This window comes from Serratia nevei (assembly GCF_024160145.1).
Classification (GTDB): Bacteria; Pseudomonadota; Gammaproteobacteria; order Enterobacterales; family Enterobacteriaceae; genus Serratia; species Serratia nevei_A.
In genome coordinates this window covers 292,362-319,201 of record NZ_JAMYWQ010000001.1, presented here as the reverse complement: position 1 = coordinate 319,201, position 26,840 = coordinate 292,362, and the positions used below count along the sequence as shown (strand labels likewise).

Here is a 26,840-nt window from a genome sequence, read left to right as displayed (position 1 = left end):
ATTAACAAAACCTGATGATAACGATATTCGCCAATGGCTTCAAAGGGTTGAGTTCTGTTTTGAGATACCCGCCCGTCGCCATTTCAGCCCCGGTTTGGCGAACATCACCAGGTTGCCCAGCAGGATCAGGCACAGGCCCAGCACGGCGTTGAAGTGCCACTGATAGCCTTCGTAGATCGTTGAGATGCTCAGCGCCACCAGCGGGAACAACAGGGTGCTGTAGGCCGCCGCGCCGGCGCCGATGCGGCCGAGCAGGCTGAAGTAAGCGGCGAAGGCGATCACCGATCCGAAAATCGCCAGGTACAGCAGGGAGCCGATATAGCGGCTGCTGTATTCCATCTGGAACGATGCGCCTTGCACCAAGGCGATCAGCGCCATCAACAGCGCGCCGTAGGTCATGGCGTAGGTGTTGGTGGAAAAGATATCCAGCCCGCGGCGCTGATGGCGCGTGCTGATCATGTTGCCCAGCGAGAAGCCGTAGGTGCCGAGCGCGCTCAGGCCGATGCCTTTGAGCAGCTCCGGCGCCATGCGGGTGGTGGCCAGATCCTGCCAGAACAGCGCGACGATGCCGGTCAAGCCCAGCAGCGCCGCCGGCAGCAGGTTGGGGCTGGGGCGCTGGCGGAAAAACAGCAGGCTGTTGAGGGCGTTGAACAGTACCGCCATCGAGAAGATCACCGATTCCAGCCCGCTGCTGATGTAGGCCGCCGCGTGGTAGAAGCAGAAGAAGTTGAAGCCGAACACGCAGCAGCCCTGCAGCACGCAGAACAGATGATCGCGCGGGGCGAGGCGGCGCAGGCGGCGCGTTAGCAACAGCACGGCGAACATCACCGCAGCGGAAATGGCGAAGCGGTAAGCGATCGAGACGGGGATGGCCACCGGGCCTTCCTGTTGCAGGGTGATCGCGATCCAGGTGGTGCCCCAAATCAGCACCACGGCGAGGTACAACAGCGTATTCATTCTATTTGTTACTCCGAAATAACCGATGGCGCAGTATCCGCTTTGGCGCGCGGCGGCGCTTGCAGCGCTTTGCGCCCAGTTGCATATTCTTGCGCTTTTTTTTGCCAAAAGCGCGGGGCGGCGGCTGGTATGCGGCGGCGCCACTCTTTACACTGTCGGCATGTCGAACAACGGGGCCGGCGATGTCCAACTATCAGGCGTTTGAAACACTGCGTGAGCACAAGGCGCGGCTGCACGGCAGCGTGCTGCTGGGCACCGGCGTGGAGCTGGCCGCCTGGTCCAACTGCAACGATCGCGTCACGCAGGAAAGCGCCGATCACCATACTCTGAGCCTGTATGTCGCCGACGGCTATGAGTGCTACCAGCAGGTGCCGGGCGGCTGGCGCAACGGCGGCGGGCCGGATCGGTTCTGCATCATGCCGCGCCAATACGCCTCTACCTGGGACGTGCGCAGCGATCTGTCGTTCGTGCATCTGTATTGCACCGACGGGCATCTGCGGCAGTTGGCGGAGCAGACCTGGGATCGCAGCCCGGCGGCGATCAACGTAGAGCCGCGCAGCTTCGGCGAAGATCCGCAGATCACGCTGCTGTATCGCCAGTTTTTGCTCAACTGCGACTGGCGGGACAGCGCCAATCTGCTGGCGCTCAGCAGCGCGTCTAACCTGCTGATGTCGCATCTGATCCAGCGTTACAGCCAGCTGCAGTGGAAACTGCCGCAGGCGCGGGGCGGCCTGGCGCCTGCGGTGGCCAGGCGGGTGCGGGAATATATCGAAAACCACCTCGATCGGCCTTTGCTGTTGGCGAGTCTGGCAGCGCAGGCCGGGTTGAGCGAATACCATTTCGCCCGCATGTTCAAGCACGCCACCGGGCTGGCGCCGCACCAGTTTGTGATGCGCGCGCGGCTGCAGCGGGCGGAACAGCTGTTGCGGCACAGCCAACAGCCGATCACCGAGATCGCGCTGGCGTGCGGCTTCAGCTCCGCCAGCCATTTCAGCAACCGCTTCAAGGCGGCCTATGGATTTGCTCCGCTGCAGGTGCGGCAGGGGCGCTAACCGAAAGGGAGTGCAGCATGGATCAACAATTTGCCGGGCTGGGCGTGTTGTTTGTCGCCGGATTCGGGCCCATCACGCGTGGGAGTGACGAGAGCAAGGCGTTTTATGTCGAGGCGCTGGGTCTGCCGCTCAAGCCGATGCCGGGCAACGAAACCTATCTGCTGTCGGAGCAAGGCGCGCTGGACGGCGTGAAGCATTTCGCCCTGTGGCCGCTGGCGCAGGCGGCGCAGTCCTGCTTTGGCGACGATCGCTGGCCGGCGGATCTCGCGGTGCCACAGGCGTGGATCGAGTTCGACGTGGCCGACATGGCGGCCGCCACCCAGGGGCTGATCGAGCGCGGTTATCGGCTGTTGGTCGCCAACCGCGAAGAGCCGTGGGGGCAGAGCGTTACCCGTTTGCTCAGCCCGGAAGGATTGCTGGTGGGCGTCACCCATACGCCCTGGCTGCGGTAAACGCCACGCCGTTCGCCGCCGCCTTCCGGCGGCGGGCGGTTTAAGAACAAATACGCATTAGCTTAAAGCGATCTGCGCTATAGACCTGTCGAATCCCCGAGTTATTTCCTTCCCTGAAAGCAGTAATTCCGTTCATTGCGTAAAAACCAATGGCCAGAACGCGCTATTGTCATGCCATTACGTGGCGATTTTCGGCCGTCTTTTTTTGCCGCCAGGTGCCTGACAGGATTAGAGATTATTCTTATATTTCTGCCAATCGTTAAGAAATAATAATGATTCTCGTTTTCAACCACGGAAAGGAGAAGGAACGATGAAAACAGTGAAGCGAACGGGCACCGCGCTGGCGATAGCCCTGACTTTCCCCCTGGCATTGCCCGCCGCTACGGCGGCGCAACCCTCCCTGACAAACAGTAAGGCGGCAACGATGACGGAAAAACACGGGCAGTTCATTGCGGTCGGTAAAGTGGTGCAGGTGACCTTCGGCGATTTCGCCTTCAAGCTGGATTTTACCGATGACAAGACCATGACCTTCACCGGTATCGGCGAGGCGTCGCAGGGCATCACCGACACCGTGCAATACACTGCGGTGGAGATTCGGCCGAAGGTCTATATGGTCTATTGGCACGAACCTCAGTCCGGCGACAACGTGACGCATATCGAGGACTTTGAGCGCGGCGAGGTGTACACCAACATCGCCGCCAAGGACGGCAGCTTCACCCATCTGAAAGGGCAGCTGAAAATCGTAGGCCAGTCAGGGAAATAAGGAGCGTTTATGAAAAAGGCATTGATCGCCTGTGCGATCGTCGGCGGCTTGCTGGCGAGTTACCCTGCGTTGTCAACGGATCAGGCGGCGTCGCAAAGATCGGCCGGCAAAGGCGGCTACCATCATGCTCAGCAAAAGCTGAAGGTGGTGGAAGATCTGTATGCGGGCTTCTTCAATCGCCACGACATCGGCGTGGCCCAGAAGCTGATTGTGGAAAACTACAGGCAGCATAACCCGTTCGTCGGCGACGGCATCAAACCGTTCCTGGATTTCTTCAGCCAGACCTTTAAAGACAATCCGCAGTACAGCGCCAAAATATACCGCAGCGCGGTCAACGGCGATCTGGTCTATGTTCACGTCAAATACCAAAATAACCCGCAGGATCGCGGCACCGCCAGCGTGGATATTTATCGGGTGAACGATCAGGGGAAAATCACCGAACATTGGGACGTCAATCAGGATGTGCCGGAAAAATCGGCCAACGACAATACCATGTTCTGATCTGCAAGGGCCGCTGCGGCGGCCCTCAACATGCCCGCAACACTTTATTTACTTACATAAATACCAAACGATCGCCGCGTCGAGTAGGCTACGGCCGCCTTTGGCAGTGGTGGCACGGTTGATGGGCGTCATTGTCCCACCACTGCCTGAGGCGTTTCCCCGCATTCCCCGTTATCCCGCGCGCTGACTCTCTACTTTTTTGAACTGATGGCGCAGCTGCAGTGCATTGAACAGCACCAACACCGCCGTCACCGCGAACACCCAGCGGAACCCCATCATCGCCGAAATGCCCGATCCCAGCAGCGGGCCAACCACGTTGCCCAGGTACATAAAGGATTGGTTATAGCCGAAGATGCGTCCGGTTACCTGATCGGAGGAATACTTCAGCAGCAGCGCCTGCACCGCCGGCATCAGCGCGCCGTCGGCAAAACCCAGCAGAAAGCGCAGAATGCCCAGCTGCAGCGGCGTATTGACCCAGGCCATCACGGCGAACAGGCCGGTGGTGAACAGCAGCGCGGCGATCAGGATGCGCGCGGTGCCGATGCGATCGCCGAGCCGCCCGAGGCGCGGCGCCGAGATCAGCGCCGCGATGCCGGGCACGGCGGCGATCATGCCGCTGACAAAGGCGATATTGCTGACGTCGCCGGACAGCTCGCGGATGAACAGCGTCAGGATCGGGCTGATGGACGAGTTGGCCAGCTGGATCATCAGGGTACAAACGAACAGGGTGACGATCAGCGTCGGGTAGGGCAGCGAACGGAACACCGCCTTGCCGCTCAGCTGATCCGCTTTTTTCACCGTGATGCGCCGCTCTTTAATCAGGAACAGCGTGACCAGGAAGCTGACGAACATCAGCCCGGCGGTGACGAAAAACACCACCCGTAGCCCCAGATGATCGGCCATCAGCCCGCCGAGCAGCGGCCCGGCGATCACGCCGGAGATCTGCCCGGTGGAGAGCGTGCCCAGCGCCCAACCGCTTTTATCGCGCGGCGCCTGCGAGGCGACCAGCGCCATGGCGTTGGGAATATAGCCGGACGTCAGCCCCATCAGGGCGCGCAGCGCGAACAGCTGCCAGACGTTGGTGGCCAGCCCCTGCAGCGCGATGACGATCGCCATGCCCAGCGAGGCGCGCAGCAGCATCAGCTTGCGGCCTTTGCGGTCGGCCAGGCTGCCCCACAGCGGCGACACCACCGCCGAGACCAAAAAGGTGCCGCTGAACACCAGCCCGGACCACAGGCTGAGGGATTGGTGATCGCTGACGCCGAGCTGTTCGACGTACAGCGGCAGAAAAGGGAGGATTTGGCTCATCGCCAGCCCGGTGAAGAAACACCCGAGCCAGACCGAGATCAGATTGACTTTCCACGCTTCCATCGGCTTACCGTACCACGTTGAATAAGGAGGGATTTATTAAGCAAAATAATAATAACACTGCAAATTAATCGGCGAGGGGCAAATGCGTGAGCAAACGTAACCCTGCCGATGCAGTGTCTTTTTTGCTATATATTAATAGCTATATTATCATAGGTAACTAGGTTAAGCCAGAGCGGCGCGGTGACCGCGCGATCCGGCGGTGTGAAAGCAGGGATAAACTGAATGCTAGATTGGTGCCAATGAAAAAAGATCACCCTGAAGACGTGACGCTGCTGCGCACGCAGTTAATGTCGCTGGTGCGCCGTTTACGGCGCGAATCGCGCAGCGACGAAAAATCCTGGGCACAGCTGATGCTGTTGGGGGCTATCGATCGCCACGGCGGCGAGGCGACGCCGTCGCTGCTGGCGGAATCGGAGCGCATGCGCTCCTCTAACCTGGCGGCCGCCTTGCGTGAGCTGGAGGCCGATGGTTTGCTGGTGCGTACGCCGGACGCCGAAGACAAACGCCGGGTGCGGGTGCGCCTGACGCCCGCCGGGCTGGGCCTGCTGCAGCAAAGCCGCAGCCGACGCGAAGCGTGGCTGCTGGCGGCGATGGAGAGCTGTTTAACGGAGCGGGAGCAGGCGCTGTTGATTGAAGCGGGGGCCTTGATGGCGCGGCTGGCGGCGGCGCCGTCAACGGAAACGGAATAATCGGCGGGGCGGCCGGTGCGCCGCCCCTGCGGCGAGATTACGGCATCGGCCAATCGACCGGCATGGTGCTGACCACGTCCACGTAGCGATCCCAGGCCGAAGACCAGAATTGGGTGAAGGCTTCCAGGGTAAGGTGGATGCCCATCAGGCCCATCACGAACCAGCAGGCGGTAAACAGGCCCAGGCTGCTGAACATGAACGCCATGCCGTTGCGGCTGGTTTTACGGCAAACAACGTTTAACTGGCTGGCGAAGAACATCATCACGGCGCTCAGCAACTCCCAGCGCATCATGACTAAACCGGTGGCAATGGCACTCATCGAACTCGATCCTATGTAACAAAAAGCCGCATGCGGCAGGGCGCCGACAGGGAAATGCGGGGGGAATAACGGGAATAATGTGATTCAGATCACATTGTAGCATTGGGGTGAACGGCGGCTCAATGGGGAGCGTGGTGAAAAAAACGCCGGCGGTAACATTCCAATATGCTGAAACAGTTCTGCCATTTCATTAGCAACCTTTTCATGGGGCAACGCGCCCGATAACGCTATGCTTGCCGGCTTTTCAGTTCCCTGATTTTACGGGGAAATGTGACGCAAAAGGTATCGGCACCGCATGGCCCTGTTAAAAGAAAAAATTCGCGACCACTCTGCGGAAGAGAGGCTGTTTATCCGCCGGGCAGGCGTGGCGCTGGCGCTGGTGGTGGTCTGTTTCGGCGCGCTGATCGTCAACCTCTACCGGCTGCAAATACGCCAGCATGGCTTTTACCAGACGCGCTCCAACCAGAACGACATCAAGATGCTGCCGATCGCCCCCAGCCGCGGGCTGATCTTCGATCGCAACGGCATTCCGCTGGTGCGAAACGTGACACTGTATCGTATCGAGGTCACGCCCAGCAAAATCACCGACATGGCGGCGCTGTTGCAGGCGCTGACGCCGATCGTCTCTCTGACGCCGGAGGACATCAGCGCGTTTCGCGACGACATGCACCACAACAGCCGCTACAAGCCGGTGACGCTCAAAGCCGGGCTGAGCGACACCGAGGTGGCGCGTTTTGCCGTCAATCAATACCGTTTCGACGGGGTGACGATCGATACCTATCAGCAGCGAGAATATCCTTACGGCGCCCAGCTGGCGCACGTGCTGGGCTATGTGTCGAAGATCAACGACAGCGATCTCAAGCGCCTGGACAAGGCCGGGCTGAGCGAGAACTATGCCGCCGATCGCAACATCGGCAAGCAGGGCATCGAGGCCTATTACGAGTCCGAACTGCATGGCACCACCGGCTATCAGGAGGTGGAAGTCGATAACCACGGACGGGTGATCCGCCTGCTGAAGGAGCAGCCGCCGAAGGCCGGCAAGAACATCTACCTGACGCTGGATTTGCCGTTGCAGCAGTACATCGAATCGGTGCTGAAGGGGCAGCGCGCCGCCGTGGTGGTGGAAGATCCGCGCGACGGCGGCATCCTGGCGATGGTCTCCAGCCCCAGCTACGACCCCAATCCTTTCGTCAAAGGCATCGGCTATCAGGCCTATAAGGCGCTGCTGACCAACCCCGATCTGCCGCTGATCAACCGCGTCACTCAGGGCCTGTACCCGCCGGCGTCGACGGTGAAGCCCTACATGGCCGTTTCGGCGTTGTTCGCCGGGGTGATCACGCCTACCACCACCTTTTTCGGCGCGCCGACCTGGACGCTGCCCGGCACCGAGCGCCGCTACCGCGACTGGCTGAAAACCGGCCACGGCATGCTCAACGTCACCAAAGCGATCGAGGAATCCGCCGACACCTTCTTTTATCAGGTGGCGTATGAGATGGGCATCGATCGTATCCACCATTGGCTGAGCCAGTTTGGCTACGGCCAGTCCACCGGCATCGATCTGAACGAAGAGTACCGCGGCGTGCTGCCAAGCCGCGACTGGAAGCTGGAGGTGCACAAAAAAGGCTGGTATCAGGGGGATACGGTTTCGGTGGGCATCGGTCAGGGGTATTGGGTGGCGACGCCGATTCAGATGGTGAAAGCGCTGACCACGCTGATCAACAACGGCCAGGTGAAAACGCCGCACCTGCTGTATTCGCTGCAGCTGGGCAGCCGGGTGACGCGCTACCAGCCACCGGCGCAAACGGCGCAGATCGGCGATCCCCGCTCGCCTTACTGGGGCATCGTGCGCAACGGCATGTACGGCATGGCCAACTTGCCGAACGGCACCGGTTACAAGCTGTTCCACACCGCGCCGTACCAGATCGCCGCCAAATCCGGCACCTCGCAGGTGTTCAGCCTGAAGCAAAACCAGACTTACAACGCCAAAATGATCCCGGTGCGGCTGCGCGATCACATCTTCTATACGCTGTTCGCGCCCTACAAAAATCCCCGGGTGGCAATGGCGCTGATTTTGGAAAACGGCGGCGGCGACGGCGTGGTGGCGGGGCCGACCGCCCGCGCGATCCTCGACCATATTTTTGACCCGGCCAGCGCGCCGCAGCCCGGCGAGATGGCACAAAGTAAACCGCAGTTAAACGACAGTGCGGATGTGCAACGGTGATGCGGTTTGTTTTTACTTTCTTACAAACTGCAATCTCCTGACCATTTCCGGCGAGGTAGACTGAAATAACAACATAAACCGAATAAAAACGCAGGGTTAACACAACAGTGGCGCCATCGACCAAAAAAAGCGGTAAAACCTATTCCACAGTTCGTTTCGGCTGGATTTGCGCCGGCATGCTGGTCTGTTTTTTCCTGTTGGCGTTCAGGGTCGGCTACCTGCAACTGCTGGAACATCAGCAACTGGCGGATCAGGCCGACCAGCGCTCGATCCGTACCCAGGTGGTGCCGACCAACCGCGCCATGATCACCGATCGCAACGATGAGGCGCTGGCGGTCAGCGTGTCGTCCAAAGATATCGTGCTGGATCCGAAACACATTCTCGATACCCAGACCGACACCGGCAACGAACGCTGGCAGAGCATGGCCAACGTGCTGAAGATCCCGCTGGCGGACGTGCAGCATCTGATCCAGAGCAACGCGCATAAGCGTTTCGTCTACCTGGCACGCAAGGTGGAGGACGACAACGCCGCCTACATCAGCAAACTGCACCTGACCGGCGTCAGCACCGAGCAGGATTTCAGCCGCTTTTATCCGATGGGCCAGGACGCTGCCGGCCTGATCGGCATCGTCGGCCAGGACAACCAGGGGCTGGAGGGCATCGAGCTGGGCTTCAACCCGCTGTTGCAGGGCAAAAACGGTCTGCGGGTCTACCAGAAGGACGGCAGCGGCGCGGTGATCGGCGTGCTCAAAAGCGTGGATCCGGTGCCGCCGCCGAACGTGACGCTCAGCATCGACAAATTTATCCAGTACGTGCTCTATGCGCAGATCCGCGACGGCGTGGTGGCCAACCAGGCCGACTCCGGCTGTGCGGTGCTGGTCAAGATCGACACCGGCGAGATCCTCGGCATGGCCAGCTACCCGTCGTTCAACCCGAACAACTACGGCAGCACCCCGGCGAAAGACATCCGCAACGTATGCAGCAGCGACAGCTTCGAACCGGGCTCGACGGTGAAACCGGTGGTGGTGATGGTGGGGCTGGAGCATAAGCTGATCCGGCCGGATACGGTGCTGGACACCACGCCGTATCGGGTGAACGGTCACCTGATTAAAGACGTCGGCCACTGGTCGAAGCTGACCATCACCGGCGTGCTGCAAAAATCGAGCGACATTGCGGTATCGCATATTGCGCTGGCGCTGCCGGCTACGGTGCTGCCGGCGGTCTACCGCAGCTTTGGCCTGGGGCGGCCGACCGAGCTTGGCATCGGCAACGAGAGCAGCGGCTACCTGCCGCAACATCGCGAACGCTGGGCGGATATCGAACGCGCCACCTTCTCCTTCGGCTATGGGCTGCGCGTGACGCCGCTGCAGATGGCGCGCGAGTATGCCGCTATCGGCGCCTTCGGGGTTTATCGGCCGCTGTCGATTACCAAGGTGACGCCGCCGGTGATGGGGCAGCGCATTTTGCCGGCCGATACGGTGAAGACGGTGGTACATATGATGGAGAGCGACGCCTTGCCGGGCGGCAGCGGGGTGAACGCCGCAGTGCCGGGCTACCGGCTGGCGATCAAAACCGGTACCGCCGAGAAAATGGGCCCGAGCGGTAAATACGACGGCGGCTACATCAACTACACCGCCGGCGTGGCGCCGGCCAGCGATCCGCAGGTGGCGCTGGTGGTGATGGTCAACAACCCGAAAGCCGGCAAGCACTTCGGCGGTTCGGTAGCCGGGCCGGTGTTCGGCAAAATCATGGCCCAGGTGCTGGAGCACATGAATATCCTGCCGGACGCCCAGCCGCTTAACGTGGTGTCGTCGGTCAAGGGGTGACCATCAACGCGCCTTGGCATGGGGCCAGAGACGGTCTGATCCCATGCCGGCTGATTTTTCTTCCCGATGACGATTAAACGCGATCTGTGTGATAGCTTGTTCATAAAAGCGCAACCAGGAGGCAAACGACATGACCACTTACCATTTCTATGTTAAAGGCTCGCGCATCGAGGTGTTGAAGGCCACCGCCCACGATGCTGAGGATCGCAAACGTGACCTGCAGGAGCTGGGGTTTGAAAAACAGCACGAAGAGCTGACCGCCGTTTCTGAAGCCGCTGCGCTGATGAGATTCAAGGATATCAGGAAAGAGATGCATGGCGCCGAACATACGTTGGCAACGGGGGCGGTCTTCACATCCCTGCTGGGCGCACTGATCAAAAATGGTTAATGTCCTTCCGCGACGGCTGCCGGTTTTAGCCGCAGGAGGGTAAAGACAACGGTGATGAAGAGTCGGTAGTTCGGTGTGCCAATAGCGGTGAAATAATTCTGTCATCAATGCCCGTTAGACTCGCGGCATCTTGGTATTACTGACTAAAAATCATGAACATAAAACTGACACTGGGCCGCAGGGTAAAATCTGCGGCGGCGCTGCCGCGCGCGTTTGGCTTCGGCAAGAGCATGGGCTTATTAAGCGGCGTAATTTGCGTTATCGCGTTATTTTCTCTGCTGCAATTGTTTTCCACCGTATTTATTTCCAATATTTTGCGCGACGCCAGGCTCAACCTGGTGACGGGCGACGCGTTGCATCGCCAGCAGGCGACGATGGATCGCGCCAGGCTGTCGCTGCTGACGGCCAGCGATACCCTCAACCGCGCGGGGATTTATTATCTGCAGGACAAAGCCACCGGCTCCGACGGCAGCTGGCACAGCCTGCTGGATGAGTCGTTGGCGGCGTTGCAGGCTTCAGAGCAGGCCTTCACCCAGTTTGAGCGCTTGAGCGCGGATGCGCCCGCGGCGGCAGCGGCCCTGAAAGACAGCTATCGCCTGTTCTATGACGGCCTGAAAGAGCAGGCGCAAGGGTTGCAGGGCAGTAGCATCGAGGCGTTTTTCGCCGTGCCGATCCAGGCGTTTCAGGCGGATTTCAACGACAAGTATCTCGCTTACCAGGCGCTGAACGAACGGCGCGGCGATGACGTCAACGTGCGGCAATTGGCGGCGCTGGAACAGGCCAAGAGCTTTGCGCTCGGCGCGCTGGCCGCGCTGGCGCTGATCGCCGCGGGGGTGTGGTTCGGCGTCTCCCGCTGGGTGATCGCACCGCTGCAGCGGGCGATCGCGCACCTCAACGTGCTGGCCGCCGGCGATCTTTCGCGGCCGCTGCCGCCTGAGCGGGCATTCAACCGCGAGATGCGCCAGCTGCAGACCAGCATTGGCCACATGCAGGGCGGCCTGCAGCGCCTGGTCAGCGAGGTGCGCGATGCGGCGAGCGGGATCCTGAACGGCGTCGGGCGGTTGGCGGACGGCAATCTGCAGTTGACGGCGCAATCGGCGAAGCAGAACGGTGAATTGCAGCTGGCGACCGAGCACGTGCAGCAGTTGGCGGCGCGGGTGGAGGAAAACGGCCAATACGCGCAGCAGGCCAGCCAACGAACCGAACAGGCTCGACAGTGCGCCGGCGCCGGCGAGCAGATGATGGAAACCGTTAATGTTTCGATGCAAGGGATCGTCAACCAATCGGCCGAAATGCGCGGCATCGTTGCGCTGATCGACAGCGTGGCGTTCCAGACCAATATTCTGGCGCTGAATGCGGCAATCGAGGCGGCGCACGCCGGCGTTCATGGCCGCGGCTTTGCCATCGTGGCCAAAGAGGTGGGGCTGTTGGCGCAAAAGAGCAGCCATTCGACGCGCGACATTCAGCAGTTGATCAACCGTTCGCTGCAGCAAATCGATCAAGGTTCGCAGGCGGTGGATCTGCTGACGGGCAACCTGCGCCAGATTATCGATCTGGTGAACAAATGCAGTGCGCTGATGGGGGATATTTCCCAGGCGTCGCTCAATCAGGGAGAAAGCATTCAGGGCGTGACGGCGCGCATCGCGGCGCTGAATCAGGTAGCGCGGCAAACCGGCACGGTGGTGAACGCCGTGGCCGAGGCTTCGCAGCTGCTGCAGGGCGAGTCGGAACGGTTAGAAAAAGCGATGGCGCGCTTCAGGTTGCCCGCATAATAATAACCACGGTGCCGATTAATGAATAATAAATCGGCGTTTAACGCGGTTTATTATTTTTTCCTCCCCTGAGGAAATCCATCGGGATAAATAAAAAAGCAGGCCGGCGCGGGTGAGTTAAAAAATAGCCGGCCTGCGGAGAGTATTTTTTGACGGGAGGATTAACGGCTGGTCTGGTGGCCGATGATGCCGCCGATCGCCGCGCCGCCGAGGGTGCCCAGCGTGCTGCCGTCGGTCAGCACTGCGCCGCCGACCGCGCCCACGCCTGCGCCGATCGCCGTGTTGCGATCGCGATTGGACATATGCCCGCATGCGGTAACGGAAAGCGTAGCCATGACCACCACCAATACACCTGCGGCACGTTTAATATTCATAATGAGTTCCTGGTAAATTGACCGGTTAATGGATTAAAAATAATCCGATTAACCCGCCGGTAGACGTTGGGATGAATGTATTCCGCCGTAAGAAAATCGAACAGGTAAAAATTCTTAATTTTTCGGCGGCGAAAAGCGTTTGCTCGCCGAATGTGCAGCCGCCGGCAAAATCGCCCGACTATACTGGGAATAAGCCTCGCAGAGTGCGGGGCGCTCACGCGGGAGGCCGCCATGTCCGATCTTGTTTCCGCATCCGGCAAGCCGGTGAAAATCCCCGGCCCGGACCATCCGATCACGCTGGCCTGCCATCCGGTGCGGGTCGTCGTGCGAGCCGCCGGCCACGTTCTGGCCGACAGCCGCAATGCGCTCGTCCTGCAGGAGGCCCATTATCCGCCGGTGTTTTACTTTCCGCGCGAGGAGGTGAGTATGGCGCTGCTGCAAAAAAACGAACGCGTCAGCTACTGCCCTTATAAGGGCGACTGCAGTTATTTCTCCCTTGTGCTTAACGGCGAGCAGGAGGCCAATGTGGCCTGGAGTTATGAAATGCCCTATAACGCCGTGGTGGCGATTAAGGATTATTTGGCATTTTATCCCGACAAAGTCGCGGAGATCCGCAGCGAAGCGTGAGCCGCTGCCGCCATCGGACGGCGGCCGGTTGACATTCCTTTTATCCCTACTCATTATGTGCATTACCGGAAATTGATACGTTTTCCTTATGTTTTAATCCGACATAACGAAACTCTGAGCAGGTGCCAAGGTGTCTACCTCTACGCGATTCGCCGTTGCCATCCATATTCTCACCAACATCACGCTGTGCCGTGGCCAAACGGTGCGTTCCGAAGATATCGCGCGCAGCGTCAATACCAACCCGACGGTGGTGCGGCGCATCCTCGGCGCGCTGGCGGAGGCGGGGTTGACCTATTCGCAGATGGGGCAAGGCGGCGGGGCGCTGCTGGCGCGGCCGGCGGAAGCGATCTCGCTGCTGGACGTGTACCGCGCGGTGGAGGATCAGCCTTTTTTCATGCTGCACCGCACCCGGCCTAACGATGCGTGCTATATCGGCCATGCGATAACCCCGGTGCTGGAGCAAGAGTTTGCGCGCATTGGCGTCGCGCTGGAAGCCAGTCTGGCGCAAACCAGCATCGCCGAAATGGCCGGGCAGGTCGAGCTGCGCGCCGGCTATCCTTTCGTCCCATGTTCACCGCAATATCAATCGGATACGCAATAAAAACCGCACCCAACCCGCTGTCGTGCAGAGCATTTTTTGCATTGATTTAATGTAATTGTGTAAGTTACATTAGCTCGCATCAAGTGTGATGTAGCTCACGTTTTAGACTGCCTCCCCGCGATAATTGACCGATTGGCCGGAAACCGTTTATTCCGGCGCAGATTTGCTGTGTTTAAAACCAGGAGAAAACGATGTTAGAAATGATTGAAAGCTTGGCCACCGTGGTGGTCCTGGTGCCGGTAATGGTGGCCGTCTTGCTCGGCTCGATTTACGGTCTGGGTGAAGTGTTCAACGTCTTTTCCGCTATCGGCCGCAAAAAAGGCTGATAGCACGCAGGGGGCGCTCAGCCCCCGGCTCTCTTATCTCCTTTCCCCTTTAAGATTGCGCTGTGGCGTCAATCATCGCCATCACCTGCCGAAACATCGCGCTTTCCGCATCGGCCAGCTCATTGACCAACGTAAAGTGATTGCAGTGGCGATCGGCCAGCAGCCGGACGTCGAGGCCGCGTGCCAGGCAGGCGTCATAATAGGCCTGCGTCTGGTTTTTGAACCCCAGGGTTTCCCGCTGGCCGACGTCGAGCAATATCTGCGGCGCATGTTCTTTCGCCGGCAGCAAAAACAGCGGGCTGAGGGTTTGCGCCTGTTCGGGCGTCAGGTGCAGCCAGTCGTTGATGTAGATATCGCACAGCGGGCGCAGATCGTATAAGCCGCTCAGCGCCAGCGCGCCCTTGATCGCGTCGGGCGGCAGGCGATAGCGTTGTTGCCAGCCGTCGGCGATCAGCATGCCGCACAGGTGGCCGCCGGCCGAACTGCCGCTGACGAAAATGCGCGCCGGATCGATGCCGAAGGGGGCTCCGTGGTGGTAAAGCCAGGCGACGGCGCTGCGCACCTCATGCACGATCTCCGCCAGCGTCGCCTCCGGTGCCAGCGTGTATTCCAACGTGGCGACCGCCACGCCGCGGCGGGCAAATGCGGCGGCCATCGAACAGGCCTCCTCTTTGCGCTGCGAATGCCAGTAGCCACCATGAATAAAGATCAGCAGCGGGGCGGGCTGAGCGCTAGCCGGGAACAGATCGAGACGTTCGGCGGTGCTCATGCCGTAGCGCAGATCGTAAATGCCGGGGGTCTGCGCCCTGGCACGCTGGGCCAGCGCGGCGTATTCCAGCATGCAGGCGTCAAAATCCTCCACCGAAGCGCGGGCGTTGTATTGCACGGCGCGCGCGCTCAGGTCTTCAAACGTCAGGTCGATGCTCATCATTTCTCCGGATTGTGATGCGTTATGCCTTCATCATCGTCCCGCAGGCGAAAAGATGTTTGATCTGCGGTGCGCTTCATTGCGGCTTCTCGATTGCTGTTTCTTGCTGTATATTGCTGTTTCATGCTTTTATTGCGGAGTAATCCCATGCACAAAGCGGCACGACAGCGCCATTTACTGGACTTGCTCAGCGAACGCGGACAGGCGGCGGTGGCGGAATTGGCCGGCGCCATCGGCGTTTCCGTCGATACCGTGCGCCGCGATCTGGCCGATCTCGAGCGGCAAGGGCTGGCGCAGAAACATCACGGCGGGGCGATCGCGCTCGAACCGTCCGACATGCCGCGCCAGGCGCGTGCGGCGCTGTTGCCGCAGGTCAAGCAGCGGCTCGGCCGCGCGGTGGCCGCGCAGATCCCGCCCGGCAGCACCCTGATGCTGGATGCGGGCAGTACGCTGCTGGCGGTGGCGCAGGCGCTGCGTGGGCCGGCCACGGTGATCACCGCCTCGCTGGATATCGCGCAGTGCTTGAGCGACAGACGGGAGATCAACCTGATTCTGCTTGGCGGCCAGTGGGATGCGCACCAGCGGCTGTTCGCCGGTAGCGCCACCCTGGCGTTGCTGGAACGCTACCGTGCGGACATCGCCTTGCTGGGCGCCTGCGCAGTGCATGCGCAGCTGGGGTTGAGCGCCGGCGAGGAGGCCGATGCAGAGATCAAACGCGCCATGCTGGCCAACAGCAGCGAGCGCTGGCTGGTGGCCGACCATATGAAGCTGGATCGCTGCGAGCCGCATCACGTGGCGGATCTGGCGCAGATCCAGCGCTTGTTTACCGATCGCCCGTGGGACAACCTGGACGAACACTCATTGACTGAGCTTTGTGTCGTCGCCGACGACCGCTAGAGGAGAACACTGATGAACGAGACTGCTCGACCGTTGCAGGTGGCGCTGATTGGCTACGGCTTTGTCGGCAAGGCGTTTCACGCGCCGCTGATTAACGCGGTGCCGGGGCTGGAACTGAGCGTGGTGGCTTCGCGCGATGCCGCCAAGGTGCATGCCGATCTGCCGCACGCGCAGGTGATCGCCGATCCGCTGGCGGCCATTCGTCGGCCGGAGGTGGATTTGGTGGTGATCGCCTCGCCTAACGATACCCATGCGCCACTGGCGCTGGCCGCGCTGGAGGCGGGCAAGCACGTGGTGGTGGATAAGCCGTTTACGCTGGATTTGGCGCAGGCGCGCACGCTGATTGCGGCGGCGGAAAAGCACGATCGCCTGCTGTCGGTGTTCCAGAACCGCCGTTGGGACAGCGACTACCTGGGCGTGAAGCAGGTGATCGAACAGGGGCTGATCGGCAGGGTGACGCACTTTGAGTCGCACATCGATCGCTACCGCCCTGAAGTGCGGGTGCGCTGGCGCGAACAGAACCTGCCGGGCAGCGGGCTGTGGTTCGATCTGGGGCCGCACATGGTCGATCAGGCGCTGCAGCTGTTCGGTTTGCCGTACAGCGTGCAGGCCAACATCGCCACGCTGCGTCCCAACGCGCAGATTAACGACTGGGCCCACGTGGTGCTGAATTACCCGACGCACCGCGTGATCCTGCACGGCAGCATGCTGGTGGCAGGGGGAGTGGCGCGCTTTACCGTGCATGGCGAGAAAGGCAGCGTGGTCAAAGCGCGCGCCGACGGGCAGGAGAGCCAACTGCTGGCCGGCGTGACGCCGGGGGCGACGGAGTGGGGCAAAGACGACGACGCGATGAGCCTGTTTATCGGCACGGAGCCAGTGCGCACGCTGCCGACGCCGGATGGCGACCAGCGTCAATATTACGTCCAGGTGCGCGATGCGCTGCGCGGCGTCGGCAACAATCCGGTTACCGCCCCGCAGGCGCTGGCGGTGATGGCGGTGCTGGAGGCGGCGACCCGCGCGGCGGAAACCGGCGTGACTCAGCCGCTGCCGCTCACCGCGGCGGAGATCGCCGCCTGGTGATGGAACGCGTCAGATAAGGCGCCAGACGCATTGATAAAGTGCATATCGTGCGTCTTCCGCTATCCCACCCTCTGGCATAGGCTAACCCTCAGTCTATGTCAGGAGTGTTTATCATGTTATCCCATCCTTCGCCGCAGGGCGTTCGCGGCATACTGGCCGCACTTTCTCTGAGCATGCTGCTGTCATCGCTCGGCATCAGCATCGCCAACGTCGGGCTGCCGGCGCTGGCCGTCGCGTTTGATGCCTCGTTCCAGGCGGTACAGTGGGTACTGCTCTGCTATCTGTTGGCCGTCACCACCTGCATCATCGGCATCGGCCGATTGGGCGACCGCCTCAATCGCCGTCGCCTGCTGCTGGCGGGCATCGCGCTGTTTACCGCCGCCTCGCTGGCTTGCGCGCTGGCCCCGCAGCTTTGGCTGCTGCTGGCGGCGCGTATGGCGCAGGGGCTGGGAGGCGCGGCCATGATGTCGATCGCCATGGCGCTGGCGGGCGAGACGCTGGGCACGGAAAAAATCGGCCGCGCGATGGGGCTGCTCGGCACCATGTCGGCGGTGGGCACTGCGCTGGGCCCGTCATTGGGCGGCGCGCTGATCGCCGGTTTCGGCTGGCGGGCGATGTTCCTGATCAACCTGCCGCTGGGGCTGCTGGCGCTGTGGCTCGGCTGGCGATACTTGCCGGATGGGCCGCGCGCGGCAGCGCGCCAGGAACCGTTCGATCGCGCCGGTACGCTGTTGCTGGGCGGCGCATTGCTCTGCTATTCGCTGGCGATGACACTCGGGCGCGGCGACTTCGGCGCGCTCAACCTGGCGTTGATATTGGGCGCTTTGCTGGCGGGGGCGTTGTTTATCCGCGTGGAGCGCCGCGCCACAGCGCCGCTGTTGGCGCCGGCGATGTTCCGCCATCCGGCCCTGACGACGGGGCTGACGGCCAGCGCGCTGGTGATGACGGTCATGACCGCCACGCTGGTGGTCGGGCCGTTTTATTTGTCGCGGGCGTTGGGGCTGAGCGCCGTGCAGGTCGGCTTGGTGATGTCGGCAGGGCCGGCGGTGGCGATCCTGACCGGCATTCCGGCCGGTTATCTGGTGGATCGCTTTGGCTCGCAGCGCATCGCCCAGTTTGGGTTGGCGGCGGTGACGGCCGGCGCGGCATTGCTGTCATTGCTTTACCGCTGGGGCGTGCTTGGCTATGTCGCGCCGATCGCGCTGCTGACCGCCGGCTATGCGCTGTTTCAGGTGGCCAACAACACCGCGCTGATGAAAGATCTGTTTCCTGAACGACGTGGGCTTATCGCCGGGATGGTGAACCTGTCGCGCAATCTCGGCGCGATCACCGGCGCTTCGGCGATGGGGGCGCTATTTTATCTGGCCTCCCAGCAGGTGGCCGGCGGCGCTGCGGCCGCGGCTTACGGCATGCGCGTAACCTACGGCGCGGCGGCGCTGTTGGCGCTGGCGGCATTGCTCATCGCCTTCGGCGGCCGCCGACGGGCGCTGGGTTACGACGCGCGCTGAAACGCGTAGCGTGCCTGTACGAAACCCGTGCGGCCGGCAGCGGCAGACGCTGCTCAGGGGAAGCGCAGGTAAACCGGACATTTCAACAGGCGAGATCTCCCCGGTAAACCACATGAATCTTGTTGCCGTCCGGATCGCGCAGGTAAGCGCCAAAATAGCCTTTACCGTAGTGCGCACGCTCGCCGGGCTCGCCTTCGCTGCTGCCGCCCGCCAGCAGGCCGGCGGCGTAGGCCCGTTTGACCGCCAGCTCATCGGCGGCGAGAAAGGCCAGCATGCTGCCGTTGCCGGCGCTGGCGGGCTGCCCGTCGAAGGGTTGATAGGCATAAAAACGCGGCAGCGTTTGGCCCGGCATCACCCAGCAGCGGGCGGCGGGCCCGCCGTCCGGCGTCACTTCCCGCCGCTGTAATCCCAGCGGCAACAAAATAGCGTCGTAGAACGCGGCGGCGGCGTCCAGATTGCTGACGCCGACGGTAATATGGCTGAACATGGCACGCTTCCTTTCCGAAGAGAGAGAATGAACGCATAAAACAGTAGCAGCGATATCCCCGAATGGACAGATCCGGCGACATCAAGGTGCGTTGGCACGGAGCCAGCTCAGCGTGTCGACGAGCGTTTGTTCCAGCGGTCTGAAGCTTAGTCCCAACTCGCGTTCGCTTTTGGCCGGGTTGTAGTGTGAACGGTCGGCTTCCCGCATCATCAATCTTACCGTCGCCAGGCTCAGCAGGATCGGCTTGCCGCTGAGGCGGGAATAGGCCTCCTGCAATACCGCCAGCGCGTACAGCAGAATCATGGGCAAAACCCGCGTCGGCGTCTTGACGCCGGCGATACTTCCCAGCATCGGCACCAGCTCTTGCATCGTCATATGCCTGCCCGCCGCGAGGTAGCGGCCGCCGCATTGTCCGCGTTGCGCGGCCAGGATCAGCGCCTGCGCCACATCGCGGGCATCGACCAGCGAAAAGCTGCCCGGGATCAGGCCTGGCAGCTTGCCGTGCAGGATATCACGGGCTAGCTGGCCTGAGGATGTGGGGCCTAAATCGGCAGGCCCCCACATCCAGCCCGGCAACACCATGCAGCCGTGCATGTCCGGATAACGTCGCAAAAAGTCGAGCACGACGTCGTCGGCCAAGATTTTGCTGCGGTAGTAATCATCGGCGTTTTCCGGCCGGCGCAGGCAAGTTTCATCGAGTAATTGCCCGGGCGCTCCGGTCAACACGGCGACGGAGGAGGTGTGGACGAAACGGCGAATGCCGGCCCGGTGGGCCTGTTCCAGCAGGTGTCCCGTGCCTTCGATATTGATCGCTTTCAGCTCATGCCAATGGTTGCCACCTTTGTAGTTATCGCGAAAATAAGCGGCGGTATGAAAAAGAACGTCGCATCCCGCCAGTCGGTCGGCGAAAGCGGCGACGTCTTTCATGTCGCCGGTGACCCGTTCAATACCGGCGATGTCACCGAACTGCCGGCGGCCTTTTTCCTCCGAGCGCACCAGCGCCCGAACCTGCCAGCCCTGTGCCAACAACGCGTGTACCACATGGTTGCCGAGCAGCCCCGTGGCGCCGGTAACGAAAGCCGTTTTTGTGTCGCTCATACTGGAATCTCATTGGTTATTGGAAGTTCACTTGATATTTAAACTAGTGGTGGGCATTTAAAATATCAAGTGATATCTTGAACGGCAATTATTGGCCGAGAGACAAAACGATCGCTATGAAAACGACAAAAAAACGACTAACGCGTGAGGAAAGCCAACGGCAAACGCGCGAGCGGCTGATTGAAACGGCCCGGCAGCTATTTATCGCCAACGGTTATGGCGCCACTTCCATTCGGGATATCGCCGGCCAGGCCGGCTATTCGCAGGGCGCATTCTATTCTAACTTCGCTTCCAAGGAAGCGTTGCTGTTGCTGCTTTTACAGCGCCATATGCAGGCGGAGGCGGACCAATTGTCGAACTTGACGCAGCACGATGCGCGAACGCCGACGCAGGTGTTGGCCGCGTTGGATGCGTGGGCGGCGACGCTGAATCTGGACGTGGATTGGGGCATGCTGTCGGTTGAGCTGCAATTGCATGCGCAACGTAGCCCAGCGTTTGCCGCAGAGTATCAAAAAATCTGGCGGCACCATCAGGCGGCGATTGCGTCAGTGCTGGCGACGTTGTTCCAGCGTCTGGAAAAGACGCCGCCAGCGGCGCCGGACGAGTTGGCGGCGGCGTTTATGGCAATGGCGCACGGCCTGTCATTGCAGAAATCGATGCACGGCGGTGAGCCGTATGGGAAAATCCTGATGCTATTTTTGCGCGGGCTGTTGTACGCGCCGCTGAAATAAGCACCGGATCAATTGCTCTCGACGCGCGGGTTGGCGTGCGTCGGCTGGCTGGGGTAGTCCACCTGATGTTTGTGCAAATAATCGCGGATCAGCTGGCGCACGACCTGGGAAGGGGTAACGTCCTGCTGCAGGCACAGCTCTTCCAGGGCTTTCTTCTTGTCCGGGTCAATCAGCACCGTTAGCCGCGCCGTTTTCTTTTCCATCAGGATCCTCCAGAGAATGATAATTGAATGATAATACCATGCGGGCGAAGCGGCCAGCCAGACCGTGGCGCCTTACGCCTTCAACGAAAATGCAGCCGCTCTATTTTGCGCGACAGATAGCTGAGCTCGCAGTTGAACAGCTCACCGCTGCCGGCGGCCAGCTGGCGCAGCGCGCTCAGCGGCAGCGCCACCCGGGCCGGCGTAGCGTAGATGATCACGTTGCCGCTGGGGGCGGTGCAAAACAGCACGGTGCCGAATATCCGGTGCAGGCTGTGGTATAGCAGGCTGTTTTCGTCGGGCAGATCGTGGTAATTCAGCACCAGCCAGCCCCCGTCGTTCAGCCGGGCGGCGCAGTTCTCCAGGAAGGTCTGGGTGCCTTGCTGCGGATCCATGGTGAATGCCGAATAGAGATCGGAGAAAATCAGATCGTAGCGCGTCTCGGCGGGCGGGCGCACGAAGTCCATGGCGTCGGCGGTGCGCAGGCTGATGGTGTCGGCGACCGGCAGCGTAAAGTAACGGCGCGCGACGGCGATCACCCTGGCGCGCAGTTCGACCACCTCCAGCCGCATCGCCGGATCGAGGGCATACAGCGCGCGCAGCAGGCTGCCGCCGCCCAATCCCAGGATCAGCGCCGACGCCGGCGGCTGCCAGGCCACCGCCATCAGCATCGCTTTGATGTAGTTGTGGATCGGCTGTGCGGGATGGCTGAGGCTCATCTTGCTTTGCTCGCAGATGCCGTCAAACCGCAACGTGCGGTAGTCCTTGTGATCGGAAACGATGATTTCGCCCCAGGCATCGGCTTCGCGGGCGATCACCTGGCCGCGCGGGGAAAAATCGAGGGTTCTGAGTAAGCTGTCAACCAGAGACATGGTATTCGCAGGGCTCCTTTGGCGAGCGGCCTATTTACGGGCGCACATGAAATCGGCGGTGCAAATGCGCCGGCCATCAATGCTGGCGCGGCCGGTAAAGCGGGCGAGCGCGCCGCGTCGGCGCACAAAGGCGACCTCCATCAGCACCCGATCGCCGGGGCGCGCGGCGCGATAAAACCGCGCCCGCTGAATAGCGGCGAAATAGTAATGCTCCCCTTCGTTCAGCGCCCCCAGATAATAATGGGCCAGCAGACCGGTGCTTTGCGCCAGCGCTTCCACCAACAGCACGCCGGGAAAAACGGCGCAGTGCGCGTGGCCGCGCCAGAACGTCGGCTCATTGGCGGTGATGTTCTTGATGGCGCTCAACCGCCCTTCGGCAACGCAGGTGCCGGCGGGCAGCACGCGATCAACCAGCAGGCAGGGATAGCGATGGGGCAAAATCGCCTCAATATCGTTGAATTGCAGGGGGTGACCATTCAGTGGCATGGGCGCGTGATCCTGTCTGCGGCGAAACCGGTGCAATCCCGGCGTTCGATCCATGAATAAGTGTAATGACATTATAATAAAATTATCATCACATGTGCCAGATGAAAAAAAGGCGGCGGAGAAGCGGACGAAGGAGGGGCGTGACGAAAGCACCCGATCCTGGCGATCGGGTGTGGCGGCAGGTTTAGTGCTTGGAGCGGGTCACTTTGTCGAGATAGCCCATCACGAAAGCGGATAGCACGAAGGTAAGGTGGATGATCACGTACCACATCAGCTTATTGTCCGACACGTTCTTGGCATCCATGAACACCCGCAGCAGGTGAATGGAGGAGATGGCGACGATGGACGCGGCGACTTTGTTTTTCAGCGAGGTGGCGTCCATTTTGCCCAGCCAGCTCAGTTTTTCTTTTCCTTCGGTGATATCCAGCTGCGAGACGAAGTTTTCATACCCGGAGAACATCACCATCACCAGCAGGCCACCCACCAACGCCATATCGACCAGCGACAGCAGGGTCAGGATCAAATCGGCTTCAGCGATGGAGAAAATATTGGGCAGGACATGCAGGATCTCCTGGAAAAATTTGATCGACAGGGCGACCAGAGCCAGTGAAAGGCCGAAATAAACCGGCGCGAGCAGCCAGCGGGAGGCGTACATCGCGTTTTCTAGCAAACGTTCAATCATAAAATGGTTTTAAATGCGTGGCTAAAAGGGCGCTCAGTATAACGCAGGTGGCCCGGGCGAAATCAACCGCTTACGCCCGGCGGCTGGAAGGTTCTGCGCCATTCGCTGGGGCTGACGGCGAAACGCTGTTTAAAACGCTGGCGGAAGGAGACTTCGGACTGAAAACCCGCCAGAGTGGCGATGGTTGCAATGGGATGCCGTGTGCTTTCCAGCAGGGTTTGGCTATATAGCAGGCGTTCGGCATTCAGCCATTCGCCGACGCTCATGCCGGTGGCCTGTTGAAAATGGCGGGTAAAAGTGCGGCGGCTCATGGCGACAAAGCGGGCCAGCGTATCCAGATCGTGCGGCTGCGCCAGGCGCTCGCGCAGATGAACCAACAAGCGATTGATGCGTTGATCCTGCGTCGTGGCCGGCAGCGGGCGGGCGATAAACTGCGCCTGTCCACCGTCCCGGTGCGGTGGGATCACCATGCGTCTGGCCAGACGGTTGGCGATGGCGCTGCCGTGGTGCTGCCTGACCACGTGCAGACAGCAATCCAGCCCGGCGGCGGTGCCGGCGGAGGTGATTAGCCGTTCATCGCTGACGTACAGCGCGTTGGCGTCCAACTGTACCTGAGGAAAACGCGCCGAAAAGTCCGCTTCGCTTTCCCAATGGGTGGCGGCGCGGCGCTGGTCGAGCAGACCGGCATAGGCCAGCACGTAGGTGCCAAGGCAAAGCCCGACGATCTGCGCGCCGCGTCGATAGGCGGCATTCAACGCGTCGATCAGCGCCACCGCGGGGCGTTCCTCCGGATGTGGCCAGAAGGGGATCACGATGATATCCGCACGCTGCAACGCCGTCAGATCGTCGAGCACCTCCAGCGACATGCCGAGATCGGAGCGAATAACGCCCGCCTGGAGCGCGCAAATTCGCAGCTCGAACAGCGGTTCATCGGCCAGCATCTCGCCAAAAATGATGCAGGGCACCGAAAAATGAAACGGGCTGAAACCGGGGGTCGCAACGATGGAGACGGATGGAACGGCCATAAATTCCCTCTGATTACAGATAATAACTCTCGCCATCCTCCGGCACGCGCACCCAGGGGCTCAATGCCTGCTCCGCGATAAACTGGCGCAGCGCCTCGCGGCTGAGAACGCAGTGGTTGACGGCTTCCAGGTGGGTGGCCACGAGGGTGGCGTTCGGCATGGCCCGGTGCGCGCGCAACAGGTCTGCCTTCCCCATGATGATGTTACCGATGCCCGGAATTTGCGCATCGCCGGCGTTCAGAATAATGACGTCCGGCGTGAAAGCGCGCAATGCCTCGTCCACGTGCCGATGCCACACGGTGTCGCCGGCCAGATAGACACACGGCTCCGCCGGGTGTGAAAACACAATGCCGCAGACTTCGCCGAGAATTGCCGCCAGCTGCGCATCGGCATAGGCGCGATCGCTGCCGTGTTGACCGGCGGTCTTGTACAGCATGATCCCGTCGAACGCGGTCTGCGCTTGCAATACCCGCACTCGCCGAAAGCCGGCTGCGCGGATCAGCGCGGCGTCTTGTTCGTGCTGCGCAAATATTGGCGTGTCCTTGGGCAACAGGCGTTGTGCAGCCTCATCCCAATGATCGAGGTGAGTGTGAGTGACCAGCACCGCGTCGGGATGCAGCAGGCTGTTGACGTCGACCGGCAGATCGACCAGCGGGTTGCGCAGATGGGCGTTCAGCGAGCCTTCAAACCCTGGGTAGGTGCCAGACGGCGCCAGGAACGGGTCTATCAAGAACGATTTGCCGGCGTAGTCGATCAGCAGGGTGGCGTTGCGAATGTGCGTTAATTTCATCGGTGGATCCTGAGCGGTTAAGGTGGTGCCAGTATAGGCAACCGCTCAGAGCACCGGTGAGTAGCCTGACGGACAATAAACGATGGAATCGGGCCAGATAGCCGCGAACGGCGTTCAGTGCCTGGCTTTTTTACCGTCGTTGTGGCCGAGAGAACGATCGGGGAAGCTGTGATCGCGCAGGCGCTGCTTCAGCTGCGCCGCATCGGGGAAGCCGCCGTCGATCTGGCGATCCCAAATCATCACGCCATCGACGCTGATTTGATACACCCCGCCGGTGCCCGGCATCAGGGTGACGGAGGCGAGTTCGTCGCCGAAGGTATTCAGTAGCTCTTGCGCCATCCAGCCGGCGCGCAACAGCCAGTTGCATTGTGAACAATAGTGGATGGTGACGGCGGGGGCATTTTTCATTGATGATTGACCGGTAGTGGTGACGGCTCGCAATCAGCCTGATGGACCTGCAAGCGATGGTGGCTTTGTCTCGCTAAATAGTCAAGCGCCTGCCGAGGCGAGAACGATAAGAACGTCCGCATGTGCGTCACGGCCGCTTGCTGCCGGCAAACCATTCCACCCCACGCAGCATGCCTGCCCAATAAAATCGGGGTAGAAACCAGGCTTTCAGCCACCAGGCCATGCGGCTGGGGTGGGTTGCGTCGAGCAGCGGAAACGTGGGCAGCAATTTACCGTCATAGCCAAACTCCGCCAGCACCACTTTGCCTTTCTCTACCGTCAATGGACAGGAACCATAGCCATCATAATGGGCGGTGAGGGGAGCGCCATGAATAAGCGATGCGATATTTTCCGCCACTACCACCACCTGCTTTCGGGCTGCGGCTAAGGTTTTGGCATTTGGCGTGGAACAACAGTCACCTACCGCAAAAATATCCGGCCAAAGCTGATGTTGCAGCGTCAATTTATCCACATCGCACCAGCCGGAACCATCGGCGAGCCCGCTTTGCGAAATAAACGCCGGGGCGGATTGAGGCGGCACCACGTGCAGCATATCGAAGGGCAGGGTTAACTCGCGTTTTCCTTCTTCATTTGTCTCCACGGTAAATGTCGCTTGCCGAGCCTCGCCATCAACACGGATTAAACTATGACTGAAATTGACCTGTGCACGGTATTTTCCTAAATATTCGGTCAGCGGGGGGACAAATTGCGGTATGCCGAAAACCGCCGTGCCCGCAAGGCAGAAATTGACGTTGATATTATTCAGGGTACCTTGGCGGCGCCAGTGGTCGCATGACAGATACAAGGCTTTTTGCGGTGCGCCGGCGCACTTGATGGGTAGCGCCGGTTGAGAAAATATCGCCTGACCGCCTTTCATTTCCCGCACCAGTTTCCAAGTGTATTCGGCAAGGTCAAAACGATAATTAGAGGTGACGCCGTTTAATCCCAGTGTTTCTTTCAGACCCGCTATTTTATCCCAGCGCAAAACCAGGCCGCAGGCAACAATAAGAAAATCATAGCTTATTTTTCTTCCCTGGCGGGTTTCGAGATATTTGCCCACGGGGTCTATTCGGGCTGCGCCGTCCTGAATCCACGCGGTGCCCGGCGGAATGACAGTGCGCATTGCGCGCTGCGTTTTATTGATATCAAATAATCCGCCGCCCACCAGCGTCCATGCCGGTTGATAATAGTGACAATCATTGGGCTCAACCAGGGTTATATCCGCATCTTTCACTCTTTTTTTTATACTTGCCGCGACGCCTATTCCAGACGAACCGCCGCCGATAATAACAATTTTTTTCTTGGTATTTATTTTTTCAGGTTTCATGCAGGCCTCCTTTCATAAGAAAGTAGGGGGTTGTTGCCCAGAT

General features: G+C 60.5%; 33 protein-coding genes. 17 read left to right on the top strand and 16 right to left on the bottom strand.

What is annotated here, in order from left to right; all coding sequences use genetic code 11:
- Nucleotides 1-39: 39 nt before the first annotated feature.
- Nucleotides 40-957, bottom strand: coding sequence for a DMT family transporter (locus M6G53_RS01395; RefSeq protein ID WP_253328436.1), 918 nt, complete (start codon nucleotides 955-957; stop codon nucleotides 40-42).
- A gap of 25 nt (nucleotides 958-982) precedes the next feature.
- On the opposite strand from M6G53_RS01395, the gene M6G53_RS01390 reads away from it, so the two are divergent.
- From M6G53_RS01390 to M6G53_RS01370, 5 genes are all read left to right on the top strand, one after another.
- Nucleotides 983-1,162: a hypothetical protein gene (locus M6G53_RS01390; RefSeq protein ID WP_253328435.1), complete on the top strand. Its 180-nt coding sequence runs from the start codon at nucleotides 983-985 to the stop codon at nucleotides 1,160-1,162.
- Nucleotides 1,140-2,009 carry a helix-turn-helix domain-containing protein gene (locus M6G53_RS01385; RefSeq protein ID WP_253328434.1) on the top strand — a complete coding sequence of 290 codons (870 nt, stop codon included), beginning with the start codon at nucleotides 1,140-1,142 and terminating at the stop codon, nucleotides 2,007-2,009. Before M6G53_RS01390 ends, M6G53_RS01385 begins: the two co-directional genes overlap by 23 nt.
- A 17-nt stretch (nucleotides 2,010-2,026) precedes the next feature.
- Entirely contained in the window at nucleotides 2,027-2,461 is a 435-nt protein-coding gene (locus M6G53_RS01380) for a VOC family protein (RefSeq protein ID WP_253328433.1), read from the top strand.
- 310 nt (nucleotides 2,462-2,771) lie between these two features.
- Nucleotides 2,772-3,224 carry a MoaF-related domain-containing protein gene (locus M6G53_RS01375; RefSeq protein ID WP_253328432.1) on the top strand — a complete coding sequence of 151 codons (453 nt, stop codon included), beginning with the start codon at nucleotides 2,772-2,774 and terminating at the stop codon, nucleotides 3,222-3,224.
- Between the two features lie 9 nt (nucleotides 3,225-3,233).
- On the top strand, nucleotides 3,234-3,725 hold the full coding sequence (locus M6G53_RS01370; protein ID WP_253328431.1) for a nuclear transport factor 2 family protein: 492 nt from the start codon (nucleotides 3,234-3,236) through the stop codon (nucleotides 3,723-3,725).
- A 171-nt stretch (nucleotides 3,726-3,896) separates the two neighbouring features.
- Here the strand turns inward: M6G53_RS01370 and M6G53_RS01365 are convergent, their stop codons facing one another.
- Nucleotides 3,897-5,096, bottom strand: a complete 1,200-nt coding sequence (locus M6G53_RS01365) for a multidrug efflux MFS transporter (RefSeq protein WP_253328430.1) — start codon at nucleotides 5,094-5,096, stop codon at nucleotides 3,897-3,899.
- 239 nt (nucleotides 5,097-5,335) lie between these two features.
- Here M6G53_RS01365 and M6G53_RS01360 point away from each other — a divergent pair, with 239 nt between their 5' ends.
- The gene (locus M6G53_RS01360; RefSeq protein WP_038875187.1) at nucleotides 5,336-5,785 is read left to right on the top strand and encodes a MarR family winged helix-turn-helix transcriptional regulator; all 450 of its coding nucleotides are present in this window, start codon (nucleotides 5,336-5,338) and stop codon (nucleotides 5,783-5,785) included.
- A 37-nt stretch (nucleotides 5,786-5,822) separates the two neighbouring features.
- On the opposite strand, the gene M6G53_RS01355 is transcribed toward M6G53_RS01360, so the two are convergent.
- Entirely contained in the window at nucleotides 5,823-6,104 is a 282-nt protein-coding gene (locus M6G53_RS01355) for a YjcB family protein (RefSeq protein WP_253328429.1), read from the bottom strand.
- Nucleotides 6,105-6,399: 295 nt separating this feature from the next.
- On the opposite strand from M6G53_RS01355, the gene mrdA reads away from it, so the two are divergent.
- The 4 genes from mrdA to M6G53_RS01335 all read left to right on the top strand — a co-directional run bounded on the left by mrdA (nucleotide 6,400) and on the right by M6G53_RS01335 (nucleotide 12,311).
- Entirely contained in the window at nucleotides 6,400-8,325 is a 1,926-nt protein-coding gene (gene mrdA / locus M6G53_RS01350; RefSeq protein WP_253328428.1) for a penicillin-binding protein 2, read from the top strand.
- A 107-nt stretch (nucleotides 8,326-8,432) separates the two neighbouring features.
- Nucleotides 8,433-10,151: a penicillin-binding transpeptidase domain-containing protein gene (locus M6G53_RS01345; RefSeq protein ID WP_253328427.1), complete on the top strand. Its 1,719-nt coding sequence runs from the start codon at nucleotides 8,433-8,435 to the stop codon at nucleotides 10,149-10,151.
- A gap of 130 nt (nucleotides 10,152-10,281) precedes the next feature.
- A complete protein-coding gene (locus M6G53_RS01340; protein ID WP_253328426.1) occupies nucleotides 10,282-10,539 on the top strand; it encodes a hypothetical protein in 258 nt (85 codons plus the stop codon).
- 230 nt (nucleotides 10,540-10,769) lie between these two features.
- A complete protein-coding gene (locus M6G53_RS01335; protein ID WP_253328523.1) occupies nucleotides 10,770-12,311 on the top strand; it encodes a methyl-accepting chemotaxis protein in 1,542 nt (513 codons plus the stop codon).
- 161 nt (nucleotides 12,312-12,472) lie between these two features.
- Here the strand turns inward: M6G53_RS01335 and osmB are convergent, their stop codons facing one another.
- Entirely contained in the window at nucleotides 12,473-12,685 is a 213-nt protein-coding gene (osmB, locus tag M6G53_RS01330) for an osmotically-inducible lipoprotein OsmB (RefSeq protein WP_253328425.1), read from the bottom strand.
- Between the two features lie 231 nt (nucleotides 12,686-12,916).
- Between osmB and M6G53_RS01325 the strand changes: the two genes are divergently transcribed.
- The 3 genes from M6G53_RS01325 to M6G53_RS01315 all read left to right on the top strand — a co-directional run bounded on the left by M6G53_RS01325 (nucleotide 12,917) and on the right by M6G53_RS01315 (nucleotide 14,239).
- Complete coding sequence (locus M6G53_RS01325; protein ID WP_253328424.1) at nucleotides 12,917-13,312, top strand: DUF427 domain-containing protein; 396 nt, start codon at nucleotides 12,917-12,919, stop codon at nucleotides 13,310-13,312.
- A gap of 130 nt (nucleotides 13,313-13,442) precedes the next feature.
- Nucleotides 13,443-13,913 carry an Rrf2 family transcriptional regulator gene (locus M6G53_RS01320; RefSeq protein ID WP_253328423.1) on the top strand — a complete coding sequence of 157 codons (471 nt, stop codon included), beginning with the start codon at nucleotides 13,443-13,445 and terminating at the stop codon, nucleotides 13,911-13,913.
- A gap of 191 nt (nucleotides 13,914-14,104) precedes the next feature.
- On the top strand, nucleotides 14,105-14,239 hold the full coding sequence (locus tag M6G53_RS01315; RefSeq protein ID WP_253328422.1) for an AcrZ family multidrug efflux pump-associated protein: 135 nt from the start codon (nucleotides 14,105-14,107) through the stop codon (nucleotides 14,237-14,239).
- Nucleotides 14,240-14,288: 49 nt separating this feature from the next.
- On the opposite strand, the gene M6G53_RS01310 is transcribed toward M6G53_RS01315, so the two are convergent.
- Both M6G53_RS01310 and M6G53_RS25485 read right to left on the bottom strand, forming a co-directional pair.
- On the bottom strand, nucleotides 14,289-15,167 hold the full coding sequence (locus tag M6G53_RS01310) for an alpha/beta hydrolase (protein WP_253328421.1): 879 nt from the start codon (nucleotides 15,165-15,167) through the stop codon (nucleotides 14,289-14,291).
- Nucleotides 15,167-15,292 carry a hypothetical protein gene (locus tag M6G53_RS25485; protein WP_301286072.1) on the bottom strand — a complete coding sequence of 42 codons (126 nt, stop codon included), beginning with the start codon at nucleotides 15,290-15,292 and terminating at the stop codon, nucleotides 15,167-15,169. Before M6G53_RS25485 ends, M6G53_RS01310 begins: the two co-directional genes overlap by 1 nt.
- 22 nt (nucleotides 15,293-15,314) lie before the next feature.
- Between M6G53_RS25485 and M6G53_RS01305 the strand changes: the two genes are divergently transcribed.
- The 3 genes from M6G53_RS01305 (at nucleotide 15,315) to M6G53_RS01295 (ending at nucleotide 18,652) form a co-directional block, all read left to right on the top strand.
- Nucleotides 15,315-16,064: a DeoR/GlpR family DNA-binding transcription regulator gene (locus M6G53_RS01305; protein WP_253328420.1), complete on the top strand. Its 750-nt coding sequence runs from the start codon at nucleotides 15,315-15,317 to the stop codon at nucleotides 16,062-16,064.
- A 12-nt stretch (nucleotides 16,065-16,076) separates the two neighbouring features.
- The gene (locus M6G53_RS01300) at nucleotides 16,077-17,144 is read left to right on the top strand and encodes an oxidoreductase (protein WP_253328419.1); all 1,068 of its coding nucleotides are present in this window, start codon (nucleotides 16,077-16,079) and stop codon (nucleotides 17,142-17,144) included.
- 113 nt (nucleotides 17,145-17,257) lie between these two features.
- Nucleotides 17,258-18,652, top strand: a complete 1,395-nt coding sequence (locus M6G53_RS01295; protein WP_253328418.1) for an MFS transporter — start codon at nucleotides 17,258-17,260, stop codon at nucleotides 18,650-18,652.
- Nucleotides 18,653-18,734: 82 nt separating this feature from the next.
- On the opposite strand, the gene M6G53_RS01290 is transcribed toward M6G53_RS01295, so the two are convergent.
- Together M6G53_RS01290 and M6G53_RS01285 are read right to left on the bottom strand one after the other, a co-directional pair.
- The gene (locus tag M6G53_RS01290; protein ID WP_253328417.1) at nucleotides 18,735-19,139 is read right to left on the bottom strand and encodes a VOC family protein; all 405 of its coding nucleotides are present in this window, start codon (nucleotides 19,137-19,139) and stop codon (nucleotides 18,735-18,737) included.
- 81 nt (nucleotides 19,140-19,220) lie between these two features.
- Nucleotides 19,221-20,237 (bottom strand): SDR family oxidoreductase, encoded by a 1,017-nt coding sequence (locus M6G53_RS01285; RefSeq protein WP_253328416.1) that lies wholly within the window; start codon nucleotides 20,235-20,237, stop codon nucleotides 19,221-19,223.
- 116 nt (nucleotides 20,238-20,353) lie between these two features.
- Here M6G53_RS01285 and M6G53_RS01280 point away from each other — a divergent pair, with 116 nt between their 5' ends.
- A complete protein-coding gene (locus tag M6G53_RS01280) occupies nucleotides 20,354-20,968 on the top strand; it encodes a TetR/AcrR family transcriptional regulator (protein WP_253328415.1) in 615 nt (204 codons plus the stop codon).
- A gap of 8 nt (nucleotides 20,969-20,976) precedes the next feature.
- On the opposite strand, the gene M6G53_RS01275 is transcribed toward M6G53_RS01280, so the two are convergent.
- The 8 genes from M6G53_RS01275 to M6G53_RS01240 form a co-directional block, all read right to left on the bottom strand.
- Nucleotides 20,977-21,171: a ribbon-helix-helix protein, CopG family gene (locus M6G53_RS01275; protein WP_004928567.1), complete on the bottom strand. Its 195-nt coding sequence runs from the start codon at nucleotides 21,169-21,171 to the stop codon at nucleotides 20,977-20,979.
- An 80-nt stretch (nucleotides 21,172-21,251) separates the two neighbouring features.
- Complete coding sequence (locus M6G53_RS01270) at nucleotides 21,252-22,040, bottom strand: spermidine synthase (protein WP_253328414.1); 789 nt, start codon at nucleotides 22,038-22,040, stop codon at nucleotides 21,252-21,254.
- Between the two features lie 30 nt (nucleotides 22,041-22,070).
- The gene (gene fabZ / locus M6G53_RS01265; RefSeq protein ID WP_253328413.1) at nucleotides 22,071-22,526 is read right to left on the bottom strand and encodes a 3-hydroxyacyl-ACP dehydratase FabZ; all 456 of its coding nucleotides are present in this window, start codon (nucleotides 22,524-22,526) and stop codon (nucleotides 22,071-22,073) included.
- A gap of 184 nt (nucleotides 22,527-22,710) precedes the next feature.
- Nucleotides 22,711-23,205, bottom strand: coding sequence for a TIGR00645 family protein (locus M6G53_RS01260; protein ID WP_253328522.1), 495 nt, complete (start codon nucleotides 23,203-23,205; stop codon nucleotides 22,711-22,713).
- A gap of 65 nt (nucleotides 23,206-23,270) precedes the next feature.
- On the bottom strand, nucleotides 23,271-24,233 hold the full coding sequence (locus M6G53_RS01255; protein WP_253328412.1) for a GlxA family transcriptional regulator: 963 nt from the start codon (nucleotides 24,231-24,233) through the stop codon (nucleotides 23,271-23,273).
- A 13-nt stretch (nucleotides 24,234-24,246) separates the two neighbouring features.
- Nucleotides 24,247-25,023 (bottom strand): MBL fold metallo-hydrolase, encoded by a 777-nt coding sequence (locus tag M6G53_RS01250; RefSeq protein ID WP_253328411.1) that lies wholly within the window; start codon nucleotides 25,021-25,023, stop codon nucleotides 24,247-24,249.
- A 114-nt stretch (nucleotides 25,024-25,137) separates the two neighbouring features.
- The gene (locus tag M6G53_RS01245; RefSeq protein WP_253328410.1) at nucleotides 25,138-25,431 is read right to left on the bottom strand and encodes an Rdx family protein; all 294 of its coding nucleotides are present in this window, start codon (nucleotides 25,429-25,431) and stop codon (nucleotides 25,138-25,140) included.
- A 127-nt stretch (nucleotides 25,432-25,558) separates the two neighbouring features.
- Nucleotides 25,559-26,797, bottom strand: a complete 1,239-nt coding sequence (locus M6G53_RS01240) for an NAD(P)/FAD-dependent oxidoreductase (RefSeq protein ID WP_253328409.1) — start codon at nucleotides 26,795-26,797, stop codon at nucleotides 25,559-25,561.
- Between the last annotated feature and the right edge of the window lie 43 nt (nucleotides 26,798-26,840).